Source organism: Curtobacterium subtropicum, assembly GCF_030362975.1.
Classification (GTDB): domain Bacteria; phylum Actinomycetota; class Actinomycetes; order Actinomycetales; family Microbacteriaceae; genus Curtobacterium; species Curtobacterium subtropicum.
Genome location: NZ_JAUCMM010000011.1, coordinates 67,855 through 91,869 on the forward strand (window position 1 = coordinate 67,855; position 24,015 = coordinate 91,869).

Genomic DNA, 24,015 nt, shown 5'->3' on the forward strand with positions numbered 1-24,015 from the left:
GGCCACCGGTCCTGCTCTCGCGAGCGGGCGGCCGTGCGGGCAGGGCGCCAGGGGTCACGACCACCGGTCGTGACCGACACAACCGCAACCGTGCGCGCGGCCGACGAGCCGTGCGCCGAGAACAAGGAGGGACGGCATGGCCGTCGTCACCATCCGCCAGCTGCTCGACAGCGGCGTCCACTTCGGACACCAGACCCGTCGGTGGAACCCGAAGGTGAAGCGCTTCATCCTCGCCGAGCGCTCGGGCATCCACATCATCGACCTGCAGCAGTCGCTGGCCTACATCGACCGTGCGTACGACTTCGTCAAGGAGACGGTCGCGCACGGCGGCACGATCCTCTTCGTGGGCACCAAGAAGCAGGCGCAGGGCTCCATCGCCGAGCAGGCGACCCGCGTCGGCCAGCCGTACGTCAACCAGCGTTGGCTCGGCGGTCTGCTCACGAACTTCCAGACGGTCTCCAAGCGCCTCGCGCGCATGAAGGAGCTCGAGGAGATCGACTTCGACGACACGACGAAGGGCTTCACCAAGAAGGAGCTCCTCATCAAGAAGCGCGAGCTGGACAAGCTCCACAAGACCCTCGGTGGTATCCGCAACCTCACGCGGACCCCGAGCGCGCTCTGGGTCGTCGACACCAAGAAGGAGCACCTCGCGATCGACGAGGCGCAGAAGCTCGGGATCCCGGTCATCGGCATCCTCGACACCAACTGCGACCCCGACGAGATCACGTACCCGATCCCGGGCAACGACGACGCGATCCGCTCCGTCGGTCTCCTGACCCGCATCGTCGCCGACGCCGCGGCCGAGGGCCTGAAGACCCGCCACAACGGTGGCGACGAGGAAGCGGCCGAGCCGCTGGCCGAGTGGGAGCAGGAGCTCCTCGCCGGCCAGACCCAGGGCGAGGGCGCGACCGTCGAGGAGAACGACGCCGACGCGCAGGTCGCCGCCAAGGAGATCGGTGAGCCGATCGCCGAGGGTGACAAGAACGCGGAGCCGACGGCCGAGGCCGCGGCCGCGTCGGAGACCACCCCCGCCGAGTGACCAGTGGGGGCGCCGGGCCGGTCGGCTCGGCGCCCCTTCCTTCTCTCCCCACCACCACAGTCCAGAAAGGACTCCAGTCAATGGCCAACTACAGCCTTGCTGACGTGAAGAAGCTCCGTGAGGACCTCGGGGCCGGCATGATGGACGCGAAGAACGCGCTCGTCGAGGCCGACGGCGACTACGACAAGGCCGTCGAGCTGCTCCGCATCAAGGGCGCGAAGGCCGTCGCCAAGCGTGACGACCGTGCGACCTCCGAGGGTGTCGTCGTCGCGACGACCGAGGGTGGCGCCGCCACCGTCGTCGAGCTCGCGAGCGAGACCGATTTCGTCGCGAAGAACGAGAAGTTCACCACCCTCGCCGACAAGGTCGTCGCCGCGGTCGCCGCCGCCGGTGCGTCCGACGTCGAGGCCGGCAACGCCGCGCCGCTCGACGGCAAGACGGTCGCCGAGGCGATCGACGAGGCCGCCGCCGCGCTGGGCGAGAAGCTCGCGCTGCGCACGGTCGTCCGGGTCGAGGGCGACGCCTTCGAGGTCTACCTGCACAAGACCAGCCAGGACCTGCCGCCGCAGATCGCCGTCGTCATCGCCTACGCGGGCTCCGACGCCGCCGAGGCGCGTTCGATCGCGCAGCACGTCGCGTTCGCGAACCCGACGTACCTGACCCGCGACGAGATCCCGGCCGAGGCCATCGAGAAGGAGCGCGCGACCGTCGAGGCGATCACGCGCGAGGAGGGCAAGCCGGAGGCCGCCCTGCCGAAGATCGTCGAGGGTCGCCTCAACGCGTACCGCAAGCAGGTCGCGCTCCTCGAGCAGGACTACGCGAAGGACAACAAGCTGTCCGTCGCGAAGGCCGCCGAGAACGCGGGTCTGACGATCCAGGGCTTCGCCCGCGTCAAGGTCGGCGCGTAACGAACCCGTGACGGGGCTCGGAACCACATCGGTTCCGGGCCCCGTTTTCTGCGCGCTGCGACACGCGCGGACCCGGCCTGGAGGCACGACCTCCTCCGCCGGACCGGCTGCGGCCGGGTAGATTCCCACGAGACATTCGACGAAGGGTGCGCCACATGACGAACGAGAAGACCGGACGCCGCCGGGTCCTGCTGAAGCTGTCGGGGGAGGCGTTCGGGGCCGGGTCCCTCGGGGTGAACCCCGACGTCATCAGCACCATCGCCAAGGAGATCGCGCAGGCCGCGCAGGACGTCGAGGTGGCCATCGTGGTCGGCGGCGGCAACTTCTTCCGCGGGGCGGAGCTCTCGCAGCGCGGCATGGACCGCGGTCGTGCCGACTACATGGGCATGCTCGGCACGGTGATGAACGCGCTCGCGCTCCAGGACTTCCTCGAGCAGGCCGGTGCGGCGACGCGGGTGCAGTCCGCGATCAGCATGACCCAGGTCGCCGAGCCGTACATCCCGCGGCGTGCCGAGCGTCACCTCGAGAAGGACCGCATCGTCATCTTCGGTGCCGGGGCCGGCCTGCCGTACTTCTCGACCGACACGGTCGCGGCGCAGCGCGCGCTCGAGATCGACGCGCACGAGGTGCTCGTCGCCAAGAACGGCGTGGACGGCGTGTACACCGCCGACCCGAAGAAGGACGCCACCGCCGAGAAGCTGCACCACGTCACCTACCAGGACGCGCTGCTGCAGGGCCTCAAGGTCGTCGACGCCACCGCGTTCTCGCTCTGCATGGACAACGGCATGCCGATGCACGTCTTCGGCATGGAGGGCGAGGGCAACGTCGCTGCAGCGATCCGCGGGGAGCGGATCGGCACCGTCGTCAGCAACTGACCCGCACGCTGACTAGACTCGACGCAGTACCGAAGGAGAACCACCGTGATCAGTGATGTCCTGACCGAAGCCACCGAGAAGATGGCGAAGGCCGTCGACGTCGCCAAGGACGACTTCGCGACCGTCCGTACCGGACGCATCAACGCCGCACTCTTCCAGAAGATCCCGGTCGACTACTACGGCACCCCGACGCCGCTCGCGCAGCTCGCGTCGCTCCAGACGCCCGAGGCGCGCACGCTCATCGTCACGCCGTACGACAAGTCGGCGCTCAAGGAGATCGAGCGCGCGATCGCGACGTTCCCGAACCTCGGTGCCAGCCCGTCGAACGACGGCGAGATCGTCCGCGTGACGATCCCGGAGCTCACGCAGGACCGCCGCAAGGAGTTCGTGAAGCTCGTGCGCGGCAAGGGCGAGGACCACAAGGTCGTCATCCGGAACATCCGTCGCCGCGCGAAGGACGACCTCGACGCCCTGAAGGGCGAGATCTCCGACGACGAGATCGCCCGCGGTGACAAGGACCTCGAGACCCTGACGAAGAAGCACGTCGACCAGATCGACGACGCGCTGAAGAAGAAGGAAGCCGAACTCCTCGAGGTCTGATGCGTCTCCCCGAGCCGGGCGGCGATCGCCCCACAGAACCGCGCCCGCCGGAACCGGTCCCCTCTGCGAGGAAGGGGCTCCGACAGGACTTCGACGCCCGTGCCCGCGCGGCGCGCGCCGACTTCGAAGCGCAGCTCAAGCAGCGCAAGGCGGAGTTCGGCGCGCGCAACGAGGCACTGACCGCCCGGACGGGTCGGAACCTGCCGGCCGCGATCGCCATCGCCCTGGCGTTCGCGGTCGTGATGCTCGCCGCCCTCCTCATCTGGAAGCCGGCGTTCATGGTCGTCGCGGCGTTCCTGCTCGGCGTCGCGGTGTACGAGCTCGCGAGTGCGATGCGCTTCGCGGGTCGCGACGTGCCGCGCGTCCCGAGCGTCCTGGCGGCGGTCGGCATGGTGCCGGCGGCGTTCCTCGGCGGTCAGGTGGCGGCGCTCTTCGCGCTCATCGGCGGCATCGTCCTCATCGCGGTGTGGCGGCTCGTCGAGGTCGCGCTCACGCGTGAGAGGCCCCCGGCCGGGCACGTCGTCCGCGACCTGACGAACGGGCTCTTCGTGCAGGCGTACATCACGCTGCTCGGTGCGTGCATCGTGCTGCTCTCCGCGCAGCCCCGGGGTGAGCTGTGGGTGATCGCGTTCATCCTCGTGGTCGTCGCCGTCGACACGGGGGCGTACGCGACCGGGCTGAACCTCGGCAAGCACCCGATGGCACCGCGCATCAGCCCGAAGAAGACGTGGGAGGGGTTCGCCGGGTCCGTCGCGGCGAGCATCCTGGTCGGGATCATCGTGACCTGGCTCATGCTCGGCCTGCCGTGGTGGACGGGCATCGTGCTCGGTGTGCTCATCTCGGGGTCGGCCACGCTCGGTGACCTGACCGAGTCGATGATCAAGCGCGACCTCGGCATCAAGGACATCTCGTCGTTCCTGCCGGGGCACGGCGGCCTGCTCGACCGGATCGACAGCATCCTGCCGTCCGCCGCCGTCGCGTACGTGCTGTTCCTCGTCGTCGTGCACTGAGACCGTCGGTACTGATCCGTCGTGCACCGAGTCGGCGAGCACTGAGACCGCGGCCAGCGCCGCGGCCGCGCGTCCAGCTGGCACCATGGTCCGGTGCTGGCAGAATGTCGCCGTGGCCACCACCTTCCCCTCCGCAGACCGCAAGTCCCTCGGGTACGACGTCGACGAGGTCGAGCGGTTCCTCGAGGACGCCCGTCGTGCGTACACGTCGGGCGACACCGCGCCGGGCATCGAGGCCGCGAAGATCCGCGCGACCGCGTTCTCGATGCGCAAGGGCGGGTACTCCACGGCGCACGTGGACGCTGCACTCGAGCGGCTCGAGGACGCCTTCGCCGCCCGTGAGCGTGAGCGGGAGATCGCCGACGTGGGGCAGAAGGCCTGGTACGCCGAGGCCCGCTCCAAGGCCTCGGACGTCGTCGCACGGCTCGAACGCCCGGCCGGACAGCGGTTCGCCCGCACCAGCCCGCTCGGCACCGGCTACCACCCCAAGGACGTCGATGCCTTCGCCGAGCGGCTCGCCGGGTACTTCCGCGACGGCAAGCCGCTGAGCCTGACCGAGGTCCGGTCGGTGGTGTTCCGGCCGAAGCACGGCGGCTACCGCGAGGCGCAGGTCGACGCACTGCTCGACGCCGTCGTCGAGGTCATGCTCGCCGTCCGCTGACGACGCGCTGGTCGCGGGTGCTTCTCATCCCGTGACCGTTCCGTTATCCTGTTCCTACTCATGGGCAGGCACACGGCAGACTCCAGCTCCGACCGCGGTACCCGCGAGCACCTCGACCGTCCGGTCGTCGGTGAGCGCCGCGCGGCACGCGACCGACTCCGCACGACGGGGCACTCGGTGCTCCACGCGACCCCGCGGGTCGAGACGGCGGCACTCCCGTCGACCCCGCCGGGCGCACCCGCGACGGCTCCGACGCCGGTCGCCCAGACCGCCGCTCGGGACGCGACCGGACCGGTCCTCGTCCGCGGGCCGATCGCGCCCACGGGTGTCACCGACCCGCGCATCGTCCAGCAGCGCCGTGCCGTCGCCGCACCGGCGAAGCCGAAGGCCGCCCGGACGCTCAACTCCTTCATGCGCCGACGCGCGACGATCCCCACGCTGTCCTTCTTCGCCGTGTTCGGCTTCGTCGGTGGCTCGCTCTTCAACCCGATGCAGCCCGACGTGGCCCAGGCCGCCGTCGTCGCCCCGGTGCTCGTCAAGGCGCCGGTCGAGCCGCAGCAGTACACCGCGCACGGCACCTACGCCGCGTTCGACGTGACGCGCGACGGCTACGGCGTCACGCTCCCGAAGCCCGTGGTCGTCGAGCAGCCGGCTGAGACGGACGACCAGGCCGGCACCGACACGAAGAACAAGGCCGTCACGCCGTCGAACACCCTCGCCGCGACGGCCGCCACGCCGAACCCCGGCAGCGCGCAGGCGATCGCGCAGCAGATGGTCGCCGCACGCGGGTGGGGCAGCGAGCAGTTCAACTGCCTGGTCTCGCTGTGGAACAAGGAGTCGGGCTGGCGCGTGAACGCGTACAACCCGAGCGGCGCGTACGGCATCCCGCAGGCGCTCCCCGGCCGCAAGATGGCGACCGCCGGTGCGGACTGGCAGACGAACCCGGCGACGCAGATCACCTGGGGACTCAACTACATCTCCGGCGTGTACGGCACCCCGTGCGGCGCGTGGGGACACAGCCAGTCCTACAACTGGTACTGATCGGCAGTACCGGGGTGCCGCGCAGCAACCGGCCGCGGCGACCCCGCGGCCGTGGTCCCGAGCCGATCGAGGACGAGACCGGCCTCGACCGGCTGATGAGTTCGTGGAAGCGGACCGAGGTCCGTCGAGGTCGGACCTTCACCGTGCAACCGGTGTCCGCGGCGTCCGCGCAGAAGGAGTACGTGTGCCCGGGCTGCGGGCTCGCGGTGCTGCCCGGGGTCGCGCACGTCGTGGTCTGGCGTGCTGACGGCGTGCTCGGGGACGAGGCCGACCTGGCGTCGCGCCGACACTGGCACAACCACTGCTGGAGCATCGCATGAGCACGGAGATCCGCTCGAACACCGAGCTGCCCGCACGGCGGACCGACGTCGAGCTGGTCACGGACGACCACCTCACCCTCGTCGGGGAACTCGCCGAGCCGCTCGACCGGCCCGCGCGGGGCACGCTCGTGACGCTCCACCCGCTGCCGACGGCGCAGGGCTTCATGGACTCGCACGTGCTCAAGAAGGCCGCGGCGCGACTGCCCGCCCTGGCCGACATCGCCGTCCTCCGCTTCAACTTCCGCTCGGTCACGTCGCCGCGGGGTACCTCGGAGGGTGTGTTCGGCGACGGCGAGTCCGAGGGCTTCGACCTGCGGGCCGCCGTGCACGAGACCGTCGAGCGAGGCCTGCCCACCCCCTGGCTGCTGGGCTGGTCGTTCGGCACCGAGGTCGCGCTCAAGCACGGGCTCGAGCACGTGGCGGCCGGTACCGTCGCCGGCGTGGTCCTGCTGTCGCCCCCGCTGCACCGGACGACGGACGACGAACTCCGCCGATGGGCGGACGTGGACGTCCCCGTCGTCGCCCTGGTCCCCGAGCACGACGACTTCCTGCAGCCGGACGAGGCGGCACGACGCTTCGCCGTCGCGCCGAACGTGCGCGTGGTGCCGGTCGCCGGCGCGAAGCACCTGTGGGTGGGGGAGCGGTACGTGCGGACGGTGCTCGACGCCGTCGCGGACCTGGTCGTCCCGGGCAGCGCACCGCTGCCCACGCACCTCGCGGACTGACCACCCGCCGACGGTCCGTGCCGAGCAGCGCGGCGCGTCCCACCGGGACACGGTGGACGACGCCCGACACCGCGGACGACACCCGACACCGCGGACGACGCGACCGGGCCTGGAGGCGCGTGGTGCGCCTCCAGGCCGGGTCGCCGGTCCGCGGGCCGTCGTCAGCGGGTGGTGGCGTCCTCGTCCACGTCGTCGTCCGCCGGTCGCCCGGCCGACGGCGGGGCGTCGAACAGGCCGGTCGCGTGCGTGAGCACGCCGCGCAGGTTCTCCAGGTACCCGGCGACCGCGTCGCGCTCGGTGCGGATGGCGGCGAGCCGGTCCTCGGACTCCGCGACGACCGCGGCGGTCCGCTCCTCGGCCTCGGCGATCATGCGGTGGACGCGCTCCTGCGCGTCGCTGACGATCGTGCGGGCGCGCTCCTGCGCCTGCGCCGTGCTCGTGCGCTCGAGGTCGTCGGCCTCCTGCTGGAGTCGCTCCGCACGCTCCCGGGCCTCGGACGCGCGGCGGGTGGCCTCGGCGAGCTGGAGGTTCGCCTCGTCGAGGTACTTCTGCGTCTCGGTCACCGTCTCGTGGTGCTTCTGCAGGTAGTCCTGCTCGGCGTCGTCGCGGCGTGCGGCGAGTTCCGACTCGAGCGTGGCGTGGGCCTCGTCCCGTTCGCGGGCGATCGCCGCGCGCACCTCGTCCTGCTCCTTCGCCAGGTCAGCACGGACCGTGGCGACCTCCTGCTGCAACGCGGTGCGCTCCGCCTCGAGGTCGGCGAGCTCCGCCGTGCGACGGTCCGCGATCTCGGTGTCGACCTCGGCGTGCTCGCGTTCGCGGCGGGCGGCGAGCTCGTCGGTGTGCTCGCGCACGGCGCGCTCGGCCGCGGCGTCGGCCTCGGTGCGCTCACGCTCGATCCGGGCGCGGTGCTCCTCGAGCTCCGCGGCGATGCGTGCCGTGGTCTCCTCGACGAGCCGGGCGTTCTCGGCGCGGGTCTGCTCCTCGTCGACCCGCAGCTGGGCGCGGGCGGCCTCGAGCTCCTGGTCGAGGGCGGCACGGGCCTCGGCGGCCTCGCGCTCCCACCGTGCACGGGCGGCACCGAGCTCGGCGTCGAGCTCGCGTCGGCGGTCGCTGGTCTCTGCCTCGAGCGCGGCGCGACCACGCTCCAGCTCGGACTCGAGCTCGGCCCGGCCGGTCTCGAGCGCGAGCTCGTGCGCACGTCGCTGCCCGTCGCGCTCGCGCTCCCACGCCGCACGGCCCTCGGCGAGCTCGCGGTCGAGCTCGGCGCGACGCGTCGTCTCCTCGCGGTCGAGGTCCTCGGTGCGGCGGGCGTGCTCGGCCTCGAAGACGCTGCGGCGGTGCTCCGTCTCGCGGTCCAGGTCGGCGGCGGCACGACGGGCGTCCGCGGCGGCGCGCTGTGCGTCCTCGCGGAGCTCGGCCGCCTCGCGCTCGACCCGGGCACGCAGCGCGTCGGTCTCGCGGATGGCGACGGACCGGACCTCGGCCGCCTCGGTGACGGCGGCACCGCGGACGGCCGCGGCCTCGTTGCGGGCGTCCTGCGTGAGCAGGCCGGCCTCGGCGCGGGCACGCTCGATCGTGTCCGAGGACTCGGCACGGGCGCGGGTCAGTTCGTCGGTGGCGCGCGACCGGGCGTCCTCGAGGGTCTCGGAGGCCTCCTGTCGGGCTTCGCGCAGCAGGCGCTCGGCCTCGTTGCGGCTCGAAGCACGGAGCCGTTGGGCGTCGATGTCGGCCTGGCTGATCAGCCGGGTGGACTGCTCCTCGGCGACGCGGAGGGTCGACTCGAGGCGGGTGCCGAGACCGCTGTAGGTCGGGGTGCCGGCCTCGTCGAGCTCACCCTGGAGGTCGGCGACGCGAGCCTGGAGGAGGCGGATCTCCTTCGCGGCCTCGGCGCGGTCGGTGTTCGACTTGATGAGCTCCCGGCGGAGCTCGTTCACCGAGCGGTCCACCTCGTCGCGGCGGTACCCGCGCAGCTCGGTCCCGAACTCGGCCTCGTCGTTCGCCACGTGTTGCTCCTGGGGGTCGGCGGAGGGCCAGCCCTTGGCCCGCGGACGAGTCTAGTGGCGGCCTCGTGGCGTCGACTGAGCCGGTGGACAGCGCCGGGGGATGCGACGTCCAGGGTGCCTCGCTATCCTGGAGCGCTGATTCGCGCGCCGATCCCCCCACCCCCGGCGCGGTAGGGAGAAGATCCGTGCGATTCGTCCTGGCGATCGTCAGTTTCGTCATCGGTCTGCTGCTCGTCGGTCTCGCGGTCGGGCAGCGCACCGTGTTCGCCCCACCGTCGTCGCTCGTCGCGCAGTCGTCGAGCACGGCGTCCGCTCCGGTGACCGTGATCCCGGGGTCGACGCTCACCGCGAACCCCGGCTACCAGCGCATCAACGTCGCCGGGTCCGGCAGGGTGTTCGCCGCCTACGGCAAGACCGCCGACGTCGACGCGTGGATCGGTGACGCGAAGCACACCACGCTGCGCTTCGACGCCGAGCAGGACCGCCTGGTCGGACGCACGACCGGCTCCGGGGACTCGGTGCCCGACCCGAAGGGGAGCGACCTCTGGTACCAGGAGTGGGACGGCGCGGGGCAGTTCACCGTGCGCCTGCCCGCGGACGTCTCCGTCGTCGTGCTCGCCGACGGGTCGGACGCCGCGCCGACCGACGTGTCGGTGACCTGGCCGCGCGACACCGCGACGCCGTCCGTGGGACCGCTCCTCGTCGCCGGCGGGCTCTTCCTGGCCGGCGGTGTCGCACTGCTCGTCTGGGCCTTCCTGCACCAGCGCCGTGGTCGCGGACCGCGACGTCGGAGCGGTGGGACGCGTCCGCCGCGCGTGCGGGCCTCTCGACGTGCTGCCGCCGCGGGCGCGCAGGTGCCGGCGCGCGGCCGTCGCGGCCGTCGTTCGCTGGTCGCCGTGCCGATCGTGCTGGTCGGGGCCCTCGGCCTGGCCGGGTGCTCGTCGGACTACTGGCCGCAGGGCGGGGGCTCCGGTGCGACCCCGACCCCGACCGCCTCGGCCACGGGTGCCGCGGACTCGACCGAGCCCACCGCGGCGACCGAGCAGCAGATCCGCCGCATCGTCGAGCGGGTCGCCGACGTCGCCGCGAAGGCCGACGCCGACCGGGACACCTCGGTGCTCGAGTCCCGCTTCACCGGGGCCGCGCTCGACTTCCGCAAGGCCAACTACGCGATCCGCGAGAAGGACGCCGACGTCGGCGCGCCGCCGGCGATCTCCGCGGGCGAGGTGTGCGTCGCGCTGCCGCAGCAGACCGACTCCTGGCCGCGCACGATCTTCACCGTCGTCGCCGAGGACTGCTCGGCGAAGACCGCGCCGCAGGCCCTCACCCTGGTGCAGGACAGCGCTCGCGACGACTACAAGGTCGCCTACGACGTGTCGCTCGAGGCGGCGGCGGAGATCCCGAGCCTCGCCCCGACATCGGTCGGTGCAGCACGGCTCGCCGGTGACACCAAGCTCCTGCGCATCGCGCCGGACGACATCGCTGCGGCGTACGGCGACGTCCTGGCGAAGGACTCCGAGAGCACCTCGGCGTCGCTGTTCGCCTCCGACGGTGACGGGCTCCGCTCGACCATCGGCAAGGCCTACAAGGACAAGAAGGCCGAATCGCTGCCGGACACCGCGAAGATCGAGTACTCGTCCGAGGTGCCCGACGACAGTCCGGTCGCGATCGCGACGGACGGCGCGGGTGCGCTCGTGTCGGCGTCGCTCGACGAGATCGAGAAGGTGACGCCGACCGCGGCCGGCGCCGAGGTGAACACCGAGGGAGCGGTCAAGGCCCTCTCCGGCGTCGACTCGAGCACGAAGGGGATCAGCGCGACGTACAGCGTCCAACTCCTGTTCTCCGTGCCGCCGGTCGGCAGTGATGAGAAGGTGGTCCTGCTCGGGTTCACACAGGGCCTGACCGCAGCGAGTGAGGTGCAATGACCAACGTCCCCCCGACCCCGTCCGGTCTCCGCGGAGCCGTCGACCTGTCGTCCCTCGTCGACCGCGCACAGCGGCCGGCACAGCCCGGTGGTGCTCCCGCCGGCGACCAGGGCGCTGCAGCCACAGCACCGGCTGCTGCGCACGGCGGCGTCCCGGCGGCCGGTCCCGGTCCCGAGGGTGACCTGACCGTCCCGTCGCTCGTCATCGACGTCACCGACCAGACCTTCCAGGACGTCCTGCAGCTGTCGTCGGTCGTCCCGGTGATCGTCGACATCTGGGCGGAGTGGTGCGGGCCGTGCAAGCAGCTGTCGCCGATCCTCGAGCGGCTCACGGCCGAGTACGACGGTCGCGTGGTGCTCGCCAAGGTCGACGCCGACACGAACCCGCAGCTCGTGCAGGCCTTCCAGGCGCAGTCGATCCCGACCGTCGCAGCCGTCATCGGCGGGCGCCCGCTCGGGCTCTTCGTCGGCGCGCTGCCCGAGGCGCAGGTGCGTGACGTGTTCGAGCAGATCGTCGCCGCCGCCGAGCAGAACGGTGTGACCGGCCGGGTCACGGTCGACGGTGCCGCCGCAGAGCCCCAGGGCGAGCCGGAGCCTGAGCCGTTGCTCCCGCACCACCAGGCCGCCTACGACGCGATCGAGCGCGGCGACTACGCCGCAGCCGTACAGGAGTACCGGACGGCGATCGCGCAGGACCCGAACGACCAGATGGCCGTCGCCGGGCTCGCGCAGGTGTCGTTGCTCGACCGCCTGAACGGGCGCACGGCCGACGAGCTCCGCAGCGCTGCGGCCGCCGCGCCGCAGGACGTCGAGGCGCAGATGGCCGTCGCCGACCTGGACGTCAGCGGCGGCCACGTCGAGGACGCCTTCGGTCGGCTGCTCGACCTGGTGCCGACGGTGTTCGGGGCGGAGCGTGAGGCGCTGCGTGTCCGGCTCGTCGAGTACTTCGAACTGATCGGGGTCGACGACCCGCGTGTGGTCGCGGCACGACGCCGGTTGGCGAGCGCGCTGTACTGACGCGGAGGGTGCTCCCGCGGGCGCGGCACGCCCGTGTGTGTGCGGGACGCCCGTGTCTGCGCGGCTCGCCGGTGTGTGCGCGACGCCGGCGTGCGTGCGAGACGCCCTGAGGACCGCGAGACGCCCCCGGGAACGGGGGCGTCTCGCGTGCTCCGGGGCGCCTCGCGTCGTCGGGGGCGGCCGCAGGCTCGGCCGGAGCCGATGACGGACGGGAGGCCCGGTGCCAGCTGGCACCGGGCCTCCCGTCCGTCTGGCGGTCACGACCGTCTCGGGGCGCGACCCGGGGCCGGGTCAGTCGGCCAGCCGCAGCCAGACCGCACCGAGCGGCGGGACCACCAGGTGCGCCGACGCCGGGCGCCCGGCCCACGGCGTCTCCTCGGCCGTGACCGCGCCCATGTTCCCCACACCGGAACCGCCGTACTCCGCGGCGTCGGTGTTCAGGACCTCGTGCCAGGTGCCGGCCGCGGGCAACCCGAAGCGCCGCTCGACGGGGACACCGGAGAAGTTCACGAAGACCGCGAGCTTGTCGTCGCCGTCCTTCCGGAGGAACCCGAGCGTGGAGTGCGGGGCGTCACCGCCCTCGATCCACTCGAAGCCCTCGGGGGAGGAGTCGTGCGTCCAGAGCGCCGGGGTCTCCTTGTACACGCGGTTCAGCGCCGCCACGAGGTCCTGCACACCGAGGTGTCCGGGATCGTCGAGCAGCCACCAGTCGAGCCCGCGGGCCTCGGACCACTCGGACGGCTGGGCGAACTCCTGGCCCATGAACAGCAGCTGCTTGCCGGGGTGCGCCCACATGAACGCGAGGTAGGCCCGCACGTTCGCGAGCTTCTGCCACTCGTCGCCGGGCATCTTGCCGTAGAGCGAGCCCTTGCCGTGCACGACCTCGTCGTGGCTGATCGGCAGGGTGAACTGCTCGCTGAAGGCGTAGACGAGCGAGAACGTGATCTCGTCGTGGTGGTACGCGCGGTAGGCAGGGTCACGCTCGACGTACTGCAGCGAGTCGTGCATCCACCCCATGTTCCACTTCTGGCCGAACCCGAGGCCGCCGGCGCTCGTCGGCTGGGTGACCCCCGGCCACGAGGTGCTCTCCTCGGCGATCATCACGATGCCGGGGTAGCGCTTGTACGCCGTGGCGTTCGTCTCCTGCAGGAACGAGATCGCCTCGAGGTTCTCGCGACCGCCGTGGATGTTCGGCAGCCACTCGGTCCGGGAGTAGTCGAGGTAGAGCATCGAGGCCACCGCGTCGACCCGGAGGCCGTCGATGTGGAACTCCTCGAGCCAGTACAGCGCGTTCGCCACCAGGAAGTTGCGGACCTGCGGGTGCCCGAAGTCGAACACGAAGGTGCCCCAGTCGAGCTGCTCGCCGCGGCGCGGGTCCGGGTGCTCGAAGAGTGCGTAGCCGTCGAACTTCGCGAGCGCCCACTCGTCCTTCGGGAAGTGGCCGGGCACCCAGTCCATGATCACGCCGATGCCGGCGGAGTGCAGGCGGTCGATGAGGTACCGCAGGTCGTCCGGCGTGCCGAATCGGGCGGTCGGGGAGTAGTACCCGGTGACCTGGTAGCCCCACGAACCGCCGAACGGGTGCTCGGCGAGCGGCAGGAACTCGACGTGGGTGAACCCGAGGTGCTGCACGTGCCCGATGAGCTGGTCGGCCGCCTCGCGGTAGGACAGCCCCGGGCGCCATGACCCGAGGTGCACCTCGTAGACGCTCATCGGTGCGTCGTGGGTCGTCGTCTGCGCCCGGCGCTCCATCCAAGCGGTGTCGCCGGCCGACCAGGTGTGGTCGGAAGCGGTGATGACGGACGCGGTCGCCGGCGGGACCTCGGTCCGACGGGCGAACGGGTCCGCCCGCTCGACCCAGCCCGAGTCGGTGAGGATCTGGAACTTGTACCGCTGGCCGACGAGGGCGCCGGGCCAGAAGAGCTCCCACACGCCGAGGTCGTTCAGGCGGCGCATCGCGGTGGTGCGGCCCTCCCAGCCCTCGAAGTCGCCGATCACGCGGACCGCGGTGGCCCGCGGCGCCCAGACGGTGAAGGCGACACCGTCCACACCGTCGACGGTGCGGACGTGGGCGCCGAGGTGCTGCCAGAGCTGCTCGTCGCGGCCCTCGCCGAACAGGTGGAGGTCGAGCTCGCCGATGGTCGGTGCGAAGCGGTAGGCGTCGTCCGTGGTCCACGTCGCGTCGTCGGCGTCGGAGGACTCGTCGAGGTCGTAGTCGGCCTCGACCCGGTAGCGTCCGAGCGTGCCGGTCGTGGCGCCCGCCCAGAGGCCGTCGCCCTCGTGGGTGAGTTCGACGTCGTCACCGTCGGGGCGGACGATGCGGACGGCGGAAGCGAGGTGGCGGACCACCCGCACGCTCGTGCCGCCGTCGACCGGGTGCGGCCCGAGCACGTCGTGCGGCTGGGACCAGCGGCCCTCGGCGACCTGCTGACGGAGCCAGTCCTCGACCGGTGCCGGACGGGGAGCGACCGTCGACGACGAGGCGGTGCTCGTCGTCCCGGCAGGAGCGCTGGCCGCCGGGACGCCCGGTGCGCTCGTGGCCGCTGGAGCATCCGGCGCGCTTGCGGCCGCAGGCGCCGTCGGTGCCGGGGCGTCGTCGCGAGCGGCACCGGCGAGCGTCGCCGACTCGGGGACACCGCGGTCCGGTGTCTCCTCCGCCACCGGCGCCGCGCCGGGCAGGTCCTCGTGCGGTGCCGAGACACGGGGCTCGTAGCGCGGAGTCGGCTCGTCGACGGGCGGCACGGCACCCGGCGCGCGCGTGCGGGTCACGGGCGGCGGGGGCGGCGGCACCGGTGGGACGCTCGGCCCCTGGCCTCGGTCCGGCGTGGCGGGGGTGGGACGGTCGGAGCCCATCGGCGGGGTCCCCTTCGGGTCGCGGTCGGTCATCGGACGGGTCCTTCCACCACGAGCAGGTGCACCGGCTCCTGGAAGGCGTCGAGGCGGACGTAGTTCGACGAGCCCCACTCCCAGCGCTGGCCGGTGACGACGTCGCGGACCACGAACGGCTGCTCGTTCGGCAGGCCGAGCGCGGCGAGGTCCAGGTGCACGGTGGTCTCGCGGACGGAGTGCGGGTCGACGTTGGCGACGACGATCACGGTGTCCGCTCGGCCGGAGCGGATGAACTCCCCGGACAGGTGCTTCGAGTAGACGACGATCGCCGGGTCCTCGGCGTCGTGCACGTGCAGGTTCCGGAGCTGCCGCAGCGCGGGGTGCGCCTGTCGGAAGCGGTTGAGCATCGTGACGTACGGGGCGAGGCTCGCGCCCTCGGCCTCGGCCAGGGCGAAGTCGCGCGGCTTGTACTCGTACTTCTCGTTGTCGATGTTCTCCTCGGAGCCTGGACGGGCGACGTCCTCGAAGAGCTCGTAGCCGGCGTACATGCCCCAGGTCGGCGCCCCGGTCGCGGCGAGCGCGGCGCGCACCTTGTAGCCGGCGCGGCCACCGAACTGCAGGTACTCGGTCAGGATGTCCGGCGTGTTGACGAAGAGGTTCGGACGCAGGTACGCGCTCGTCTCGTGGCTGAGCTCCGAGAAGTACTCCTCGATCTCCTCCTTTGTGTTCCGCCACGTGAAGTACGTGTAGGACTGCTGGAACCCGGCCTCGGCCAGTGCACGCATCATCGCCGGACGGGTGAACGCCTCGGCGAGGAACACGGTGTCCGGGTGCTGGTCGCGGACCTCTCGGATGACGCGCTCCCAGAACCAGAGCGGCTTGGTGTGCGGGTTGTCGACGCGGAAGATGCGGATGCCGAACGCGATCCAGTGCTCGAGGACCCGCAGGACCTCGGCGACGATGCCCTCCGGATCGCTGTCGAACTGGATCGGGTAGATGTCCTGGTACCGCTTCGGCGGGTTCTCGGCCGTGGCGATCGACCCGTCCGCGCGGACCGTGAACCACTCCGGGTGCTGCTCGACCCAGGGGTGGTCGGGGGAGCACTGGAGCGCGAAGTCGAGGGCGACCTCCATCCCGCTGTTCTTCGCCGTCTCGACGAAGTCGCGGAAGTCGTCCTCGGTGCCGAGGTCGGGGTGGATCGCGTCGTGCCCGCCCTCGGGAGCGCCGATCGCCCACGGGCTGCCCGGGTCGTGCGGGCCGGGGGTCAGGGTGTTGTTCGGTCCCTTGCGGGCGGTGGTGCCGATCGGGTGGATCGGGGGGAGGTAGACCACGTCGAAGCCCATGCGTGCCACGGCCGGCAGGCGTCGGGCGGCGGTGCGGAAGTCGCCGCTCTTCCACGAGCCGTCGGGGTTCTTCTTCGCCCCTTCGCTGCGGGGGAAGAACTCGTACCAGGCGCCGACACCCGCACGCTGCCGCTCGACGTCGAGGAGCTGCGTGGGGGAGTGCGTCCGGAGCGAGGTCAGGGGGGAGTCCTCGACCTCGCCCGTGATGCGGGGGTCGTCGACGGCTGCCAGGCGCTCCGTCGGCTCGAGGTCGGTGTCACGCAGCTGCTCGGCGGCGCGGACGGCGGCGCTCGAGTCCGTCTCGGCCGCGAGTCGGTCGAGCAGGGCGGCGCCGTCGAGGAGCGTCGCCTCGGTGTCGACGCCGGCGGCGATCTTCAGCCGGGCGGCGTGCAGCCACGTCGCCCAGTCGTCGGAGAAGGACTCGACGTGCCACGTCCACACGCCGACGTGGTCGACCTGCACGGTCGCCTCGTACCGGTCGGTCCCGGGGGCGCCGAGCAGCATCGGGACCGTGCGCGTGCCGCCGTCGGGGCGTTCGAGCACGAGGTCGGCGCCGATGATGCCGTGGCCCTCGCGGAAGACGGTCGCGCCGAACGTGATCACCTCGCCGTCGAACGCCTTGCCCGGGAACCCGTTCGGGGTCGTCGGCGCGAGCTGGGTGATCGGGATGCGTCCGATCTTCGGTCGGCGGGGTCGATCTGCGGTGGCCACGGAGGCGACGCTACCCGGCCGGAGCGTCCACGTTCCCCGGAACGCGTTCCCAGTGCAGTGTCGGGCGCGTCCGGCGGCCTGTGCAGGAGGAGTCCGACCAGCGGAGGCGCCAGCGGCAGGCCGCCAGCACCGAGCGAGCGGGAGGGCCGCGCCCTACGCCACCTCGAACACGTGGATGCCCGGGCCGTACGCCGTGAAGACCTGGCCACCCGGGCGGAGCCGCTCGTGGTCCCGGTGCTTCTCGCTCGACCACGCCAGCCGGTAGCCGAGCACGTCCTGGCGTGCGGGCAGCGTCAGGTCCCGCGTCCGCCCGCTGCCGTGCACGACGACGAGCACCCGGTCGAACGGTTCGTGCTCCGGCGTCGACTCGACGAAGTACTGCACGACCCGGTGGATCGGCTGGTCCCACCCCTCGGACGTCATCGCCTGCCCGTCCGGCCCGTACCAGGCCATCCGCGAGGCACCCGGTGTCTCACGTCCCTCCACCCCGAAGCGGGTCGGTCGGAGCGCCGGGTGCGCCGTACGGAGCCGTGCGAGCGCCGCGACGGCCTCGGTCATGGCCTCGGCGTCCTCGTCGTCGGTCCAGTCGACGGGGGTCAGGTCGTCGGACACGACGTAGGCGTTGTTGTTGCCGTGCTGCGTCCGACTGCGCTCGTCGCCCGCGGTGAGCATCGGCACGCCGGCGGAGAGCATCAGGGTGCCGACGAGGTTCCGCATGGACCGGCCCCGTGCTGCCCGGACGCCACGGTCCGCGGTGTCGCCCTCGATCCCGTGGTTGAAGGACCGGTTGTCGTTCGAGCCGTCGCGGTCGTCCTCGCCGTTCGCCAGGTTGTGCTTGCGGTCGTACGACACCAGGTCGAGCAACGTGAACCCGTCGTGGGCCGTGACGAAGTTCACGCCGGCGAGCGGCCCCCGCGACGCGTCGAACAGGTGCCGGGAGCCGGTCAACGCCCCGGCGAGTGCCCCGATCCCGGTCGTCGGGGTGCCGTTCCGGCGCTCCTCGGCGATGTCGGTGAGCCAGAACTGCCGGACGGTGTTCCGGAACCCGTCGTTCCACTCGCTCGTCCCGACGCCGAAGGCGCCCGTCCGCCACCCGTCCGGCCCGACGTCCCACGGCTCGGCGACGATCAGGACGTCCTGCAGGTCCGGGTGCCGTCGGATGCGCTCGAGCAGCGGGTGCTCCGGGTCGAACACGTGGTGCTCGTTGCGGGCGAGTGCCGCCATCAGGTCGAAGCGGAAGCCGTCGACCTGCACCTCGCGTGCCCAGTAGCGCAGGCTGTCGACGACCAGGTCGGCGGTCGCCTCCACCGACGTGTCGAGGGTGTTCCCGCAGCCCGTGGTGTCGTAGTAGGCGGTGTCGTCGGCGGTCCAGCGGTAGCGGTCCGCCCCGTCGATCCCGCGGAGCGAGCTGGTCGGCCCGCCGAGGCCCTCCTCGGCGGTGTGGTTGTAGACCACGTCGAGGAGCACCTGGATGCCGGCCTCGTGCAGCAGCCGGACCATGCCCTTGAACTCGCGGAGCACCGCGGACGCGCCGGCGGTCCGGGCCTCGGCCGAGGCGTACGCGGCGTGCGGGGCGAAGAACCCGAGGGTGTTGTAGCCCCACGCGTTCTCCCGTCCGGCGTCGCGGAGCCAGGCCTCGGTGTCGAAGGCGTGCACGGGGAGCAACTCGACCGTGGTCACCCCGATGCGCCGCAGGTGCGCGATCGTGCTGGGGTGCGCCACCCCGGCGTACGTCCCTCGGAGGTGCTCGGGGACGTCCGGGTTCGCCGCGGTCAGCGTGCGGACGTTCGCCTCGTACACGACGGCCCGGTCCAGGGCCACGTCCGGCTTCGGCACGCCGCCCCAGTCGAACGCGTCGTCCACCACCACGCCCGTCCACCGAGGGCCGCCCTCGACGACACCGCTGTCACCCGCCGCGCTCCACGGGACGATGCCGCGCGCGTACGGGTCGAGCAGCGGCCGCTCGGGGTCGAACTCGTGGCGCGGTCCCTGCGGGCCGTCGACGAGCAGGTGGTAGCGGTCGCCGGGACCCACGCCCGGTGTCTCCGTGGCCCACCGGTCCGTGCCGTCGACCCGGGCCAGGACGTGCCGGGTCTCCTCGCCGGCACCGTCGACGACCACGAGGGTCACCGCCGTCGCCGAGGCGGAGCGCACCGAGAACCGGGGTGCGCCGTCACCGAGGCGGAAGCCGGGGGTGTCGTCGATCGCGGTGCGGTGCATGACGACCAGGGTACGAGGGGCCGCGGGTATCCTGTGAACGCACACGGAAGGAGCGTGCTCCATGCCGGTCTACCTCGACCACGCGGCGACGACGCCCATCCTGCCCGCGGCGCTCGCCGCTTTCACCGAAGCGCTCGCCACGGTGGGCAACCCGTCGTCCATCCACAGCGCCGGGCAGCGCGCGAAGATGCTGCTCGAGGACGGCCGCGCAGCCGTCGCCCGGTCGCTCGACGCCGAACCGGTCGAGGTCGTGTTCACCTCCGGTGGCACCGAGAGCATCAACCTCGCGATCAAGGGCCTGTTCTGGGCCCGGCAGCAGGACCGTCCCCGGCCGCGGATCGTCCTGCCCGCCGGCGAGCACCACGCCACCGTCGACACGGTCGAGTGGCTCGAGCGCCACGAGGGCGCCGTCGTCGACGTGGTCCCGCTGGACGCACAGGGTCGCGTCGACCTCGACGGTCTGGAGGCGCGGCTCGCCGATGCCTCGGACGTCGCGCTGGTCACGTTCCTCTGGGCGAACAACGAGGTCGGCACCCTGCAGCCCGTCACGCGGATCGTCGCGGCCGCGCACGCCGCCGGCGTGCCCGTGCACAGCGACGCGGTCGCGGCCTACGGGCAGGTGCCGGTGTCGTTCGCGGCCTCCGGCCTCGACGCGCTCAGCGTCTCGGCGCACAAGATCGGCGGACCGGTCGGCATCGGCGCACTGGTGCTCGGACGCCGTGCGACCGTCGAGCCGCTCATCCACGGCGGGGGTCAGCAGCGGCAGGTCCGCAGCGGCACGCAGGACGCCCCGGCCGCAGCGGCCTTCGGCGTGGCCGCGGCGTCCGGTCTCCACGACGCCTCGGGGTTGCGCGACCGACTCGTCGCCGGCGTGCTCGAGGCGGTGCCGTCCGCCGTGCTCATGGGCGATCCGGTCGACCGGCTGCCCGGCAACGCCCACTTCACCTTCCCCGGGTGCGAGGGGGACTCGCTGCTGTTCCTGCTCGACGCGGCCGGGGTCGCGGTGTCGACCGGGTCGGCGTGCCAGGCCGGCGTCCCCGAGGCCTCGCACGTGCTCCTCGGCATGGGCCTGACCGAGGACGATGCCCGCGGTGCGCTCCGCATCACGCTCGGGCACACCTCGACCGACGCCGACGTCGACGCCTTCCTCGCGGCGCTGCCCGACGCGGTCGCTCGTGCGAGCCGAGCGGGCATGGCGTCCCGCGCGCCGTCGCTCGGGCGGTGACCCAGCGTCGGAGCGTCCGCGCTGCCGCGTGACCGACGGGGCGGACCCGCACCGGGCCTCCAGGCCGTCCGTCGGTCGGCTGCGCACGACGTGCGCCGCTAGGATCGGTGACCATGGTCGAACTTGACTTCACCGAGCAGCTGTCCGCCCTCCGCGAGACCTTCGGCAACATCCGCTCGGTCGTCGACGTCGACCGGCTGGAGCGCGAGATCGCCGAACTGAGCGAGCAGGCGGGCGCGCAGGACCTGTGGGACGACGTCGAGCACGCGCAGCAGGTGACGAGTGCCCTCTCCCACAAGCAGGCCGAGCTGCGGAAGATCACCGACACCGAGCGGCGGATCGACGACCTCGAGGTGCTCGTCGAGATGGCGAACGAGGCCGACGACGCCGATTCCGCGGCCGAGGCGCAGGACGAGCTCAAGGCGATCCAGAAGACCATGGGCGACCTCGAGGTGCAGACGCTCCTCGACGGCGAGTACGACGAGCGTCCCGCGGTGATCACGATCCGTGCGGGTGCGGGCGGTGTCGACGCCGCGGACTTCGCCGAGATGCTCCTCCGCATGTACCTGCGCTACTCCGAGCAGCACGGCTACAAGACCACGGTCATGGACACGTCCTACGCCGAAGAAGCCGGCATCAAGTCGGCGACCTTCGAGGTCGACGCGCCCTACGCCTTCGGCACGCTCTCGGTCGAGGCCGGCACACACCGGCTCGTGCGCATGTCGCCGTTCGGTGCCGCGGGCAAGCGGCAGACCTCCTTCGCCGCGGTCGAGGTCATCCCGCTGATGCCGGAGACCGAGGCCATCGACATCCCCGAGAACGACATCCGCGTCGACGTGTTCCGCTCGTCCGGCCCCGGTGGGCAGTCCGTCAACACGACCGACTCCGCCGTCCGCCTGACCCACCTGCCGACCGGCACCGTGGTGTCGATGCAGAACGAGAAGTCGCAGATCCAGAACCGCGCCGCCGCGATGCGCGTGCTGCAGTCGCGCCTGCTGCTCCTGAAGAAGGAGGAGGAGAACGCGAAGAAGAAGGAGCTCGCCGGCAACATCACGGCGAGCTGGGGTGACCAGATCCGCTCGTACGTCCTCGCGCCGTACCAGATGGTCAAGGACCTCCGCAGCGAGCACGAGGTGAACAACCCGTCCTCGGTGTTCGACGGGGACCTGGACGGCTTCATCAACGCGGGCATCCGCTGGCGCAAGCAGGGCGACGATTCCTGAGCGTCCTCGCGGCGGAGTCGAGCCGCGCGCCTCGGTTGACTTCCGGCCGGGCCGACCTACCCTGATCCGGTCATGATCAAATTCGACCAGGTCACCAAGGTCTACTCGGGCAACCCGAGTCCCGCGCTCGACGACCTCTCCCTCGAGATCCTCAAGGGTGAGTTCGTCTTCCTCGTCGGCGCGTCCGGCTCCGGCAAGTCGAGCTTCCTGCGCCTCGTGCTCAAGGAGGAGAAGCCGACCCGCGGGCAGATCCACGTGCTCGGGCAGCGGCTCGGCGCCCTGTCGTCGCGCAAGGTCCCGTACTTCCGCCGCAACCTCGGTGTGGTATTCCAGGACTTCCGGCTCCTGCCGAACAAGAACGTCTTCGACAACGTCGCCTTCTCGCTCCAGGTGATCGGCAAGAGCAAGGGCTTCATCAGCGAGGCCGTCACCGACGTGCTCAAGCTCGTCGGTCTCGCCGGCAAGGCGACCCGCATGCCGCACGAGCTCTCCGGTGGTGAGCAGCAGCGCGTGGCGATCGCCCGCGCCGTCGTCAACAAGCCGGCGATCCTGCTGGCCGACGAGCCCACCGGCAACCTCGACCCGACCACCTCGGCCGGCATCATGGCGCTCCTCGAACGCATCAACCAGGGAGGCACCACCGTGCTCATGGCGACGCACGACGCCAGCATCGTGAACCAGATGCAGCGCCGGGTCATCGAGCTCTCGAACGGCAGCGTCCTGCGCGACGAGCAGTCCGGCGGCTACCAGACCCAGGCGCTCCCGATCCAGCACGGCTCGGGCGTCTCGAACACGACCGGCATCCAGACGATCCCGGGACTCATCCGATGAGGCTCGGGCTCGTCATGTCCGAGGTCGGCTCGGGCCTGCGACGCAACGCGTCGATGGTGGTCTCGGTCGTCCTGGTGACCTTCATCTCGCTCACCTTCGTCGGCACCGCGATCCTGCTGCAGATGCAGATCAACCAGATGAAGGGGTACTGGTACGACCGGGCGCAGGTCGCGGTCTACCTGTGCACCGACACCGACACCACCGGGAACTGCACCGGCGCCAAGGCCACCGAGGACCAGCGCGAGCAGGTCCAGGCGCAGCTCGACTCGTCCACCCTCAAGCCGTACATCGAGAAGACGTACTACGAGGACCAGGACCAGGCGTTCACCCGGTTCAAGGAGCAGTTCAAGGACTCGCCGGCGACCGAGTTCGTCAAGCCGGAGTACCTCAACGAGACCTTCTGGGTGAACCTGAAGAACCCGTCGCAGGCGGACGTCCTCGTCGAGAGCCTGTCGAAGGTCGCCGGCGTGCAGAGCGTGGTGGACCAGCGCGGGTACCTGCAGCCGATCTTCAACCTGCTCAACGCCTCGTCGTACACGGCGATCGGCATCGCGTCGCTGATGCTCGTGGCCGCCGTGCTGCTCATCGCGACGACGATCCGATTGTCGGCGTTCAGCAGGCGGCGCGAGCTCGGCATCATGCGCCTCGTCGGGGCGTCGAACCGGTTCATCCAGACCCCGTTCGTGCTCGAGGGCGTCATCGCCGCGGCCATCGGCGCCGTGCTCGCCGGCGGCGCGATCACCGCCGTGGTGTGGTTCTTCGTGCGGAACTACCTGGCGCAGCGGTTCTCCGGCACGGCGTTCATCGGCATGGGCGACGCGGCCGTGGTCGTGCCCGCCGTGATCGTGATCGGTGTGCTGCTCGCCGGCGTCTCCGCGCTCATCGCGATCCGTCGCTACCTGCGCGTCTGACCCGCGGACTCCGGGACCGCGGCGCGCCGGGAAGGTGCGCCGCGGTCGTCGTGTTCACTAGGCTGTAGGGCTGCGCAGCAGCACCGGGGACCGTTCCCGGTCACCGAAGGGAGTCACCATGGCGAAGGAACGCGGCGAGAAGATCGTGGCGACCAACCGTCGCGCGCGCCACGACTACCTCATCGAGGACACGTACGAGGCAGGCATGGTGCTGTCCGGCACCGAGGTGAAGTCCCTGCGCGAGGGTCGCGCGTCCCTGGTCGACGGGTACGCCTTCATCGACGGCGGCGAAGCGTGGCTCGACTCCGTGCACATCCCCGAGTACACCGAGGGGACGTGGAACAACCACGCGCCCCGGCGGAAGCGCAAGCTGCTCCTGCACAAGCAGCAGATCGTGAAGATCTCGCACAAGACGGCGCAGGGCGGGTACACGCTCGTGCCGATGAAGATCTACTTCCACGACGGTCGGGCGAAGGTCGAGATCGCGGTCGCGAAGGGCAAGCGCGAGTTCGACAAGCGTCAGGCCCTGCGCGAGAAGACCGACAAGCGCGAGGCCGAGCGGGCCATGCGCTCGCGGAACCGCATGGGCGAGTGAGCCG

The 24,015-nt window shown here is 71.6% G+C and carries 20 protein-coding genes; 16 read left to right on the forward strand and 4 right to left on the reverse strand.

Translation table 11 applies throughout. The features are described from left to right. The first annotated feature begins 136 nt into the window (after positions 1 to 136). The 9 genes from rpsB to QUG98_RS14115 all read left to right on the forward strand — a co-directional run bounded on the left by rpsB (position 137) and on the right by QUG98_RS14115 (position 7,179). Positions 137 to 1,039 carry a 30S ribosomal protein S2 gene (gene rpsB, locus QUG98_RS14075; RefSeq protein WP_289471162.1) on the forward strand — a complete coding sequence of 301 codons (903 nt, stop codon included), beginning with the start codon at positions 137 to 139 and terminating at the stop codon, positions 1,037 to 1,039. 80 nt (positions 1,040 to 1,119) lie between these two features. Continuing rightward, positions 1,120 to 1,947, forward strand: coding sequence for a translation elongation factor Ts (gene tsf, locus QUG98_RS14080; protein ID WP_058729968.1), 828 nt, complete (start codon positions 1,120 to 1,122; stop codon positions 1,945 to 1,947). Positions 1,948 to 2,102: 155 nt separating this feature from the next. Beyond that, on the forward strand, positions 2,103 to 2,822 hold the full coding sequence (pyrH, locus tag QUG98_RS14085; protein ID WP_289471163.1) for a UMP kinase: 720 nt from the start codon (positions 2,103 to 2,105) through the stop codon (positions 2,820 to 2,822). 45 nt (positions 2,823 to 2,867) lie between these two features. Then, the gene (gene frr / locus QUG98_RS14090; RefSeq protein ID WP_058750599.1) at positions 2,868 to 3,422 is read left to right on the forward strand and encodes a ribosome recycling factor; all 555 of its coding nucleotides are present in this window, start codon (positions 2,868 to 2,870) and stop codon (positions 3,420 to 3,422) included. Beyond that, positions 3,422 to 4,432 carry a phosphatidate cytidylyltransferase gene (locus QUG98_RS14095; RefSeq protein WP_289471164.1) on the forward strand — a complete coding sequence of 337 codons (1,011 nt, stop codon included), beginning with the start codon at positions 3,422 to 3,424 and terminating at the stop codon, positions 4,430 to 4,432. Before frr ends, QUG98_RS14095 begins: the two co-directional genes overlap by 1 nt. A 112-nt stretch (positions 4,433 to 4,544) precedes the next feature. Continuing rightward, complete coding sequence (locus QUG98_RS14100) at positions 4,545 to 5,093, forward strand: DivIVA domain-containing protein (protein ID WP_289471165.1); 549 nt, start codon at positions 4,545 to 4,547, stop codon at positions 5,091 to 5,093. 60 nt (positions 5,094 to 5,153) lie between these two features. Further along, the gene (locus QUG98_RS14105; protein WP_289471166.1) at positions 5,154 to 6,134 is read left to right on the forward strand and encodes an aggregation-promoting factor C-terminal-like domain-containing protein; all 981 of its coding nucleotides are present in this window, start codon (positions 5,154 to 5,156) and stop codon (positions 6,132 to 6,134) included. Between the two features lie 14 nt (positions 6,135 to 6,148). Then, a complete protein-coding gene (locus QUG98_RS14110; RefSeq protein ID WP_058729973.1) occupies positions 6,149 to 6,454 on the forward strand; it encodes an Rv1322 family protein in 306 nt (101 codons plus the stop codon). Next, the gene (locus tag QUG98_RS14115) at positions 6,451 to 7,179 is read left to right on the forward strand and encodes an alpha/beta hydrolase (protein WP_289471167.1); all 729 of its coding nucleotides are present in this window, start codon (positions 6,451 to 6,453) and stop codon (positions 7,177 to 7,179) included. Before QUG98_RS14110 ends, QUG98_RS14115 begins: the two co-directional genes overlap by 4 nt. 161 nt (positions 7,180 to 7,340) lie before the next feature. On the opposite strand, the gene QUG98_RS14120 is transcribed toward QUG98_RS14115, so the two are convergent. Continuing rightward, the gene (locus QUG98_RS14120; protein WP_289471168.1) at positions 7,341 to 9,182 is read right to left on the reverse strand and encodes a coiled-coil domain-containing protein; all 1,842 of its coding nucleotides are present in this window, start codon (positions 9,180 to 9,182) and stop codon (positions 7,341 to 7,343) included. 185 nt (positions 9,183 to 9,367) lie between these two features. On the opposite strand from QUG98_RS14120, the gene QUG98_RS14125 reads away from it, so the two are divergent. Both QUG98_RS14125 and QUG98_RS14130 read left to right on the forward strand, forming a co-directional pair. Further along, the gene (locus QUG98_RS14125) at positions 9,368 to 11,107 is read left to right on the forward strand and encodes a DUF8094 domain-containing protein (protein WP_289471169.1); all 1,740 of its coding nucleotides are present in this window, start codon (positions 9,368 to 9,370) and stop codon (positions 11,105 to 11,107) included. Beyond that, the gene (locus tag QUG98_RS14130; RefSeq protein WP_289471170.1) at positions 11,104 to 12,123 is read left to right on the forward strand and encodes a tetratricopeptide repeat protein; all 1,020 of its coding nucleotides are present in this window, start codon (positions 11,104 to 11,106) and stop codon (positions 12,121 to 12,123) included. The genes QUG98_RS14125 and QUG98_RS14130 overlap by 4 nt, the downstream gene beginning before the upstream one ends. 291 nt (positions 12,124 to 12,414) lie before the next feature. Here QUG98_RS14130 and glgB read toward each other — a convergent pair whose 3' ends face one another. The 3 genes from glgB to glgX form a co-directional block, all read right to left on the reverse strand. Continuing rightward, positions 12,415 to 15,009 (reverse strand): 1,4-alpha-glucan branching protein GlgB, encoded by a 2,595-nt coding sequence (glgB, locus tag QUG98_RS14135; RefSeq protein ID WP_289471171.1) that lies wholly within the window; start codon positions 15,007 to 15,009, stop codon positions 12,415 to 12,417. Beyond that, entirely contained in the window at positions 15,006 to 17,006 is a 2,001-nt protein-coding gene (locus QUG98_RS14140) for an alpha-1,4-glucan--maltose-1-phosphate maltosyltransferase (RefSeq protein ID WP_289471172.1), read from the reverse strand. The genes glgB and QUG98_RS14140 overlap by 4 nt, the downstream gene beginning before the upstream one ends. 153 nt (positions 17,007 to 17,159) lie before the next feature. Beyond that, positions 17,160 to 19,226, reverse strand: coding sequence for a glycogen debranching protein GlgX (glgX, locus tag QUG98_RS14145; protein WP_289471173.1), 2,067 nt, complete (start codon positions 19,224 to 19,226; stop codon positions 17,160 to 17,162). Between the two features lie 61 nt (positions 19,227 to 19,287). Here glgX and QUG98_RS14150 point away from each other — a divergent pair, with 61 nt between their 5' ends. The 5 genes from QUG98_RS14150 (at position 19,288) to smpB (ending at position 24,011) form a co-directional block, all read left to right on the forward strand. Further along, positions 19,288 to 20,451 (forward strand): cysteine desulfurase family protein, encoded by a 1,164-nt coding sequence (locus QUG98_RS14150; protein WP_289471174.1) that lies wholly within the window; start codon positions 19,288 to 19,290, stop codon positions 20,449 to 20,451. A gap of 113 nt (positions 20,452 to 20,564) precedes the next feature. Beyond that, positions 20,565 to 21,674 carry a peptide chain release factor 2 gene (prfB, locus tag QUG98_RS14155; protein WP_289471175.1) on the forward strand — a complete coding sequence of 370 codons (1,110 nt, stop codon included), beginning with the start codon at positions 20,565 to 20,567 and terminating at the stop codon, positions 21,672 to 21,674. A gap of 72 nt (positions 21,675 to 21,746) precedes the next feature. Beyond that, a complete protein-coding gene (gene ftsE, locus QUG98_RS14160; RefSeq protein ID WP_289471176.1) occupies positions 21,747 to 22,505 on the forward strand; it encodes a cell division ATP-binding protein FtsE in 759 nt (252 codons plus the stop codon). Continuing rightward, positions 22,502 to 23,416: a permease-like cell division protein FtsX gene (ftsX, locus tag QUG98_RS14165; RefSeq protein WP_058729500.1), complete on the forward strand. Its 915-nt coding sequence runs from the start codon at positions 22,502 to 22,504 to the stop codon at positions 23,414 to 23,416. Before ftsE ends, ftsX begins: the two co-directional genes overlap by 4 nt. A 118-nt stretch (positions 23,417 to 23,534) precedes the next feature. Then, positions 23,535 to 24,011 (forward strand): SsrA-binding protein SmpB, encoded by a 477-nt coding sequence (smpB, locus tag QUG98_RS14170; protein ID WP_058729499.1) that lies wholly within the window; start codon positions 23,535 to 23,537, stop codon positions 24,009 to 24,011. Positions 24,012 to 24,015: the final 4 nt, after the last annotated feature.

Bases quoted from the DNA above. Each gene is read 5' to 3' on its own strand.
- rpsB (WP_289471162.1), top strand. From the start codon at position 137: ATGGCCGTCGTCACCATCCGCCAGCTGCTCGACAGCGGCGTCCACTTC.
- tsf (WP_058729968.1), top strand. From the start codon at position 1,120: ATGGCCAACTACAGCCTTGCTGACGTGAAGAAGCTCCGTGAGGACCTC.
- pyrH (WP_289471163.1), top strand. From the start codon at position 2,103: ATGACGAACGAGAAGACCGGACGCCGCCGGGTCCTGCTGAAGCTGTCG.
- QUG98_RS14095 (WP_289471164.1), top strand. From the start codon at position 3,422: ATGCGTCTCCCCGAGCCGGGCGGCGATCGCCCCACAGAACCGCGCCCG.
- QUG98_RS14105 (WP_289471166.1), top strand. From the start codon at position 5,154: ATGGGCAGGCACACGGCAGACTCCAGCTCCGACCGCGGTACCCGCGAG.
- QUG98_RS14115 (WP_289471167.1), top strand. From the start codon at position 6,451: ATGAGCACGGAGATCCGCTCGAACACCGAGCTGCCCGCACGGCGGACC.
- QUG98_RS14130 (WP_289471170.1), top strand. From the start codon at position 11,104: ATGACCAACGTCCCCCCGACCCCGTCCGGTCTCCGCGGAGCCGTCGAC.
- glgB (WP_289471171.1), bottom strand. From the start codon at position 15,009: ATGACCGACCGCGACCCGAAGGGGACCCCGCCGATGGGCTCCGACCGT.
- glgX (WP_289471173.1), bottom strand. From the start codon at position 19,226: ATGCACCGCACCGCGATCGACGACACCCCCGGCTTCCGCCTCGGTGAC.
- QUG98_RS14150 (WP_289471174.1), top strand. From the start codon at position 19,288: ATGCCGGTCTACCTCGACCACGCGGCGACGACGCCCATCCTGCCCGCG.
- prfB (WP_289471175.1), top strand. From the start codon at position 20,565: ATGGTCGAACTTGACTTCACCGAGCAGCTGTCCGCCCTCCGCGAGACC.
- ftsE (WP_289471176.1), top strand. From the start codon at position 21,747: ATGATCAAATTCGACCAGGTCACCAAGGTCTACTCGGGCAACCCGAGT.
- ftsX (WP_058729500.1), top strand. From the start codon at position 22,502: ATGAGGCTCGGGCTCGTCATGTCCGAGGTCGGCTCGGGCCTGCGACGC.
- smpB (WP_058729499.1), top strand. From the start codon at position 23,535: ATGGCGAAGGAACGCGGCGAGAAGATCGTGGCGACCAACCGTCGCGCG.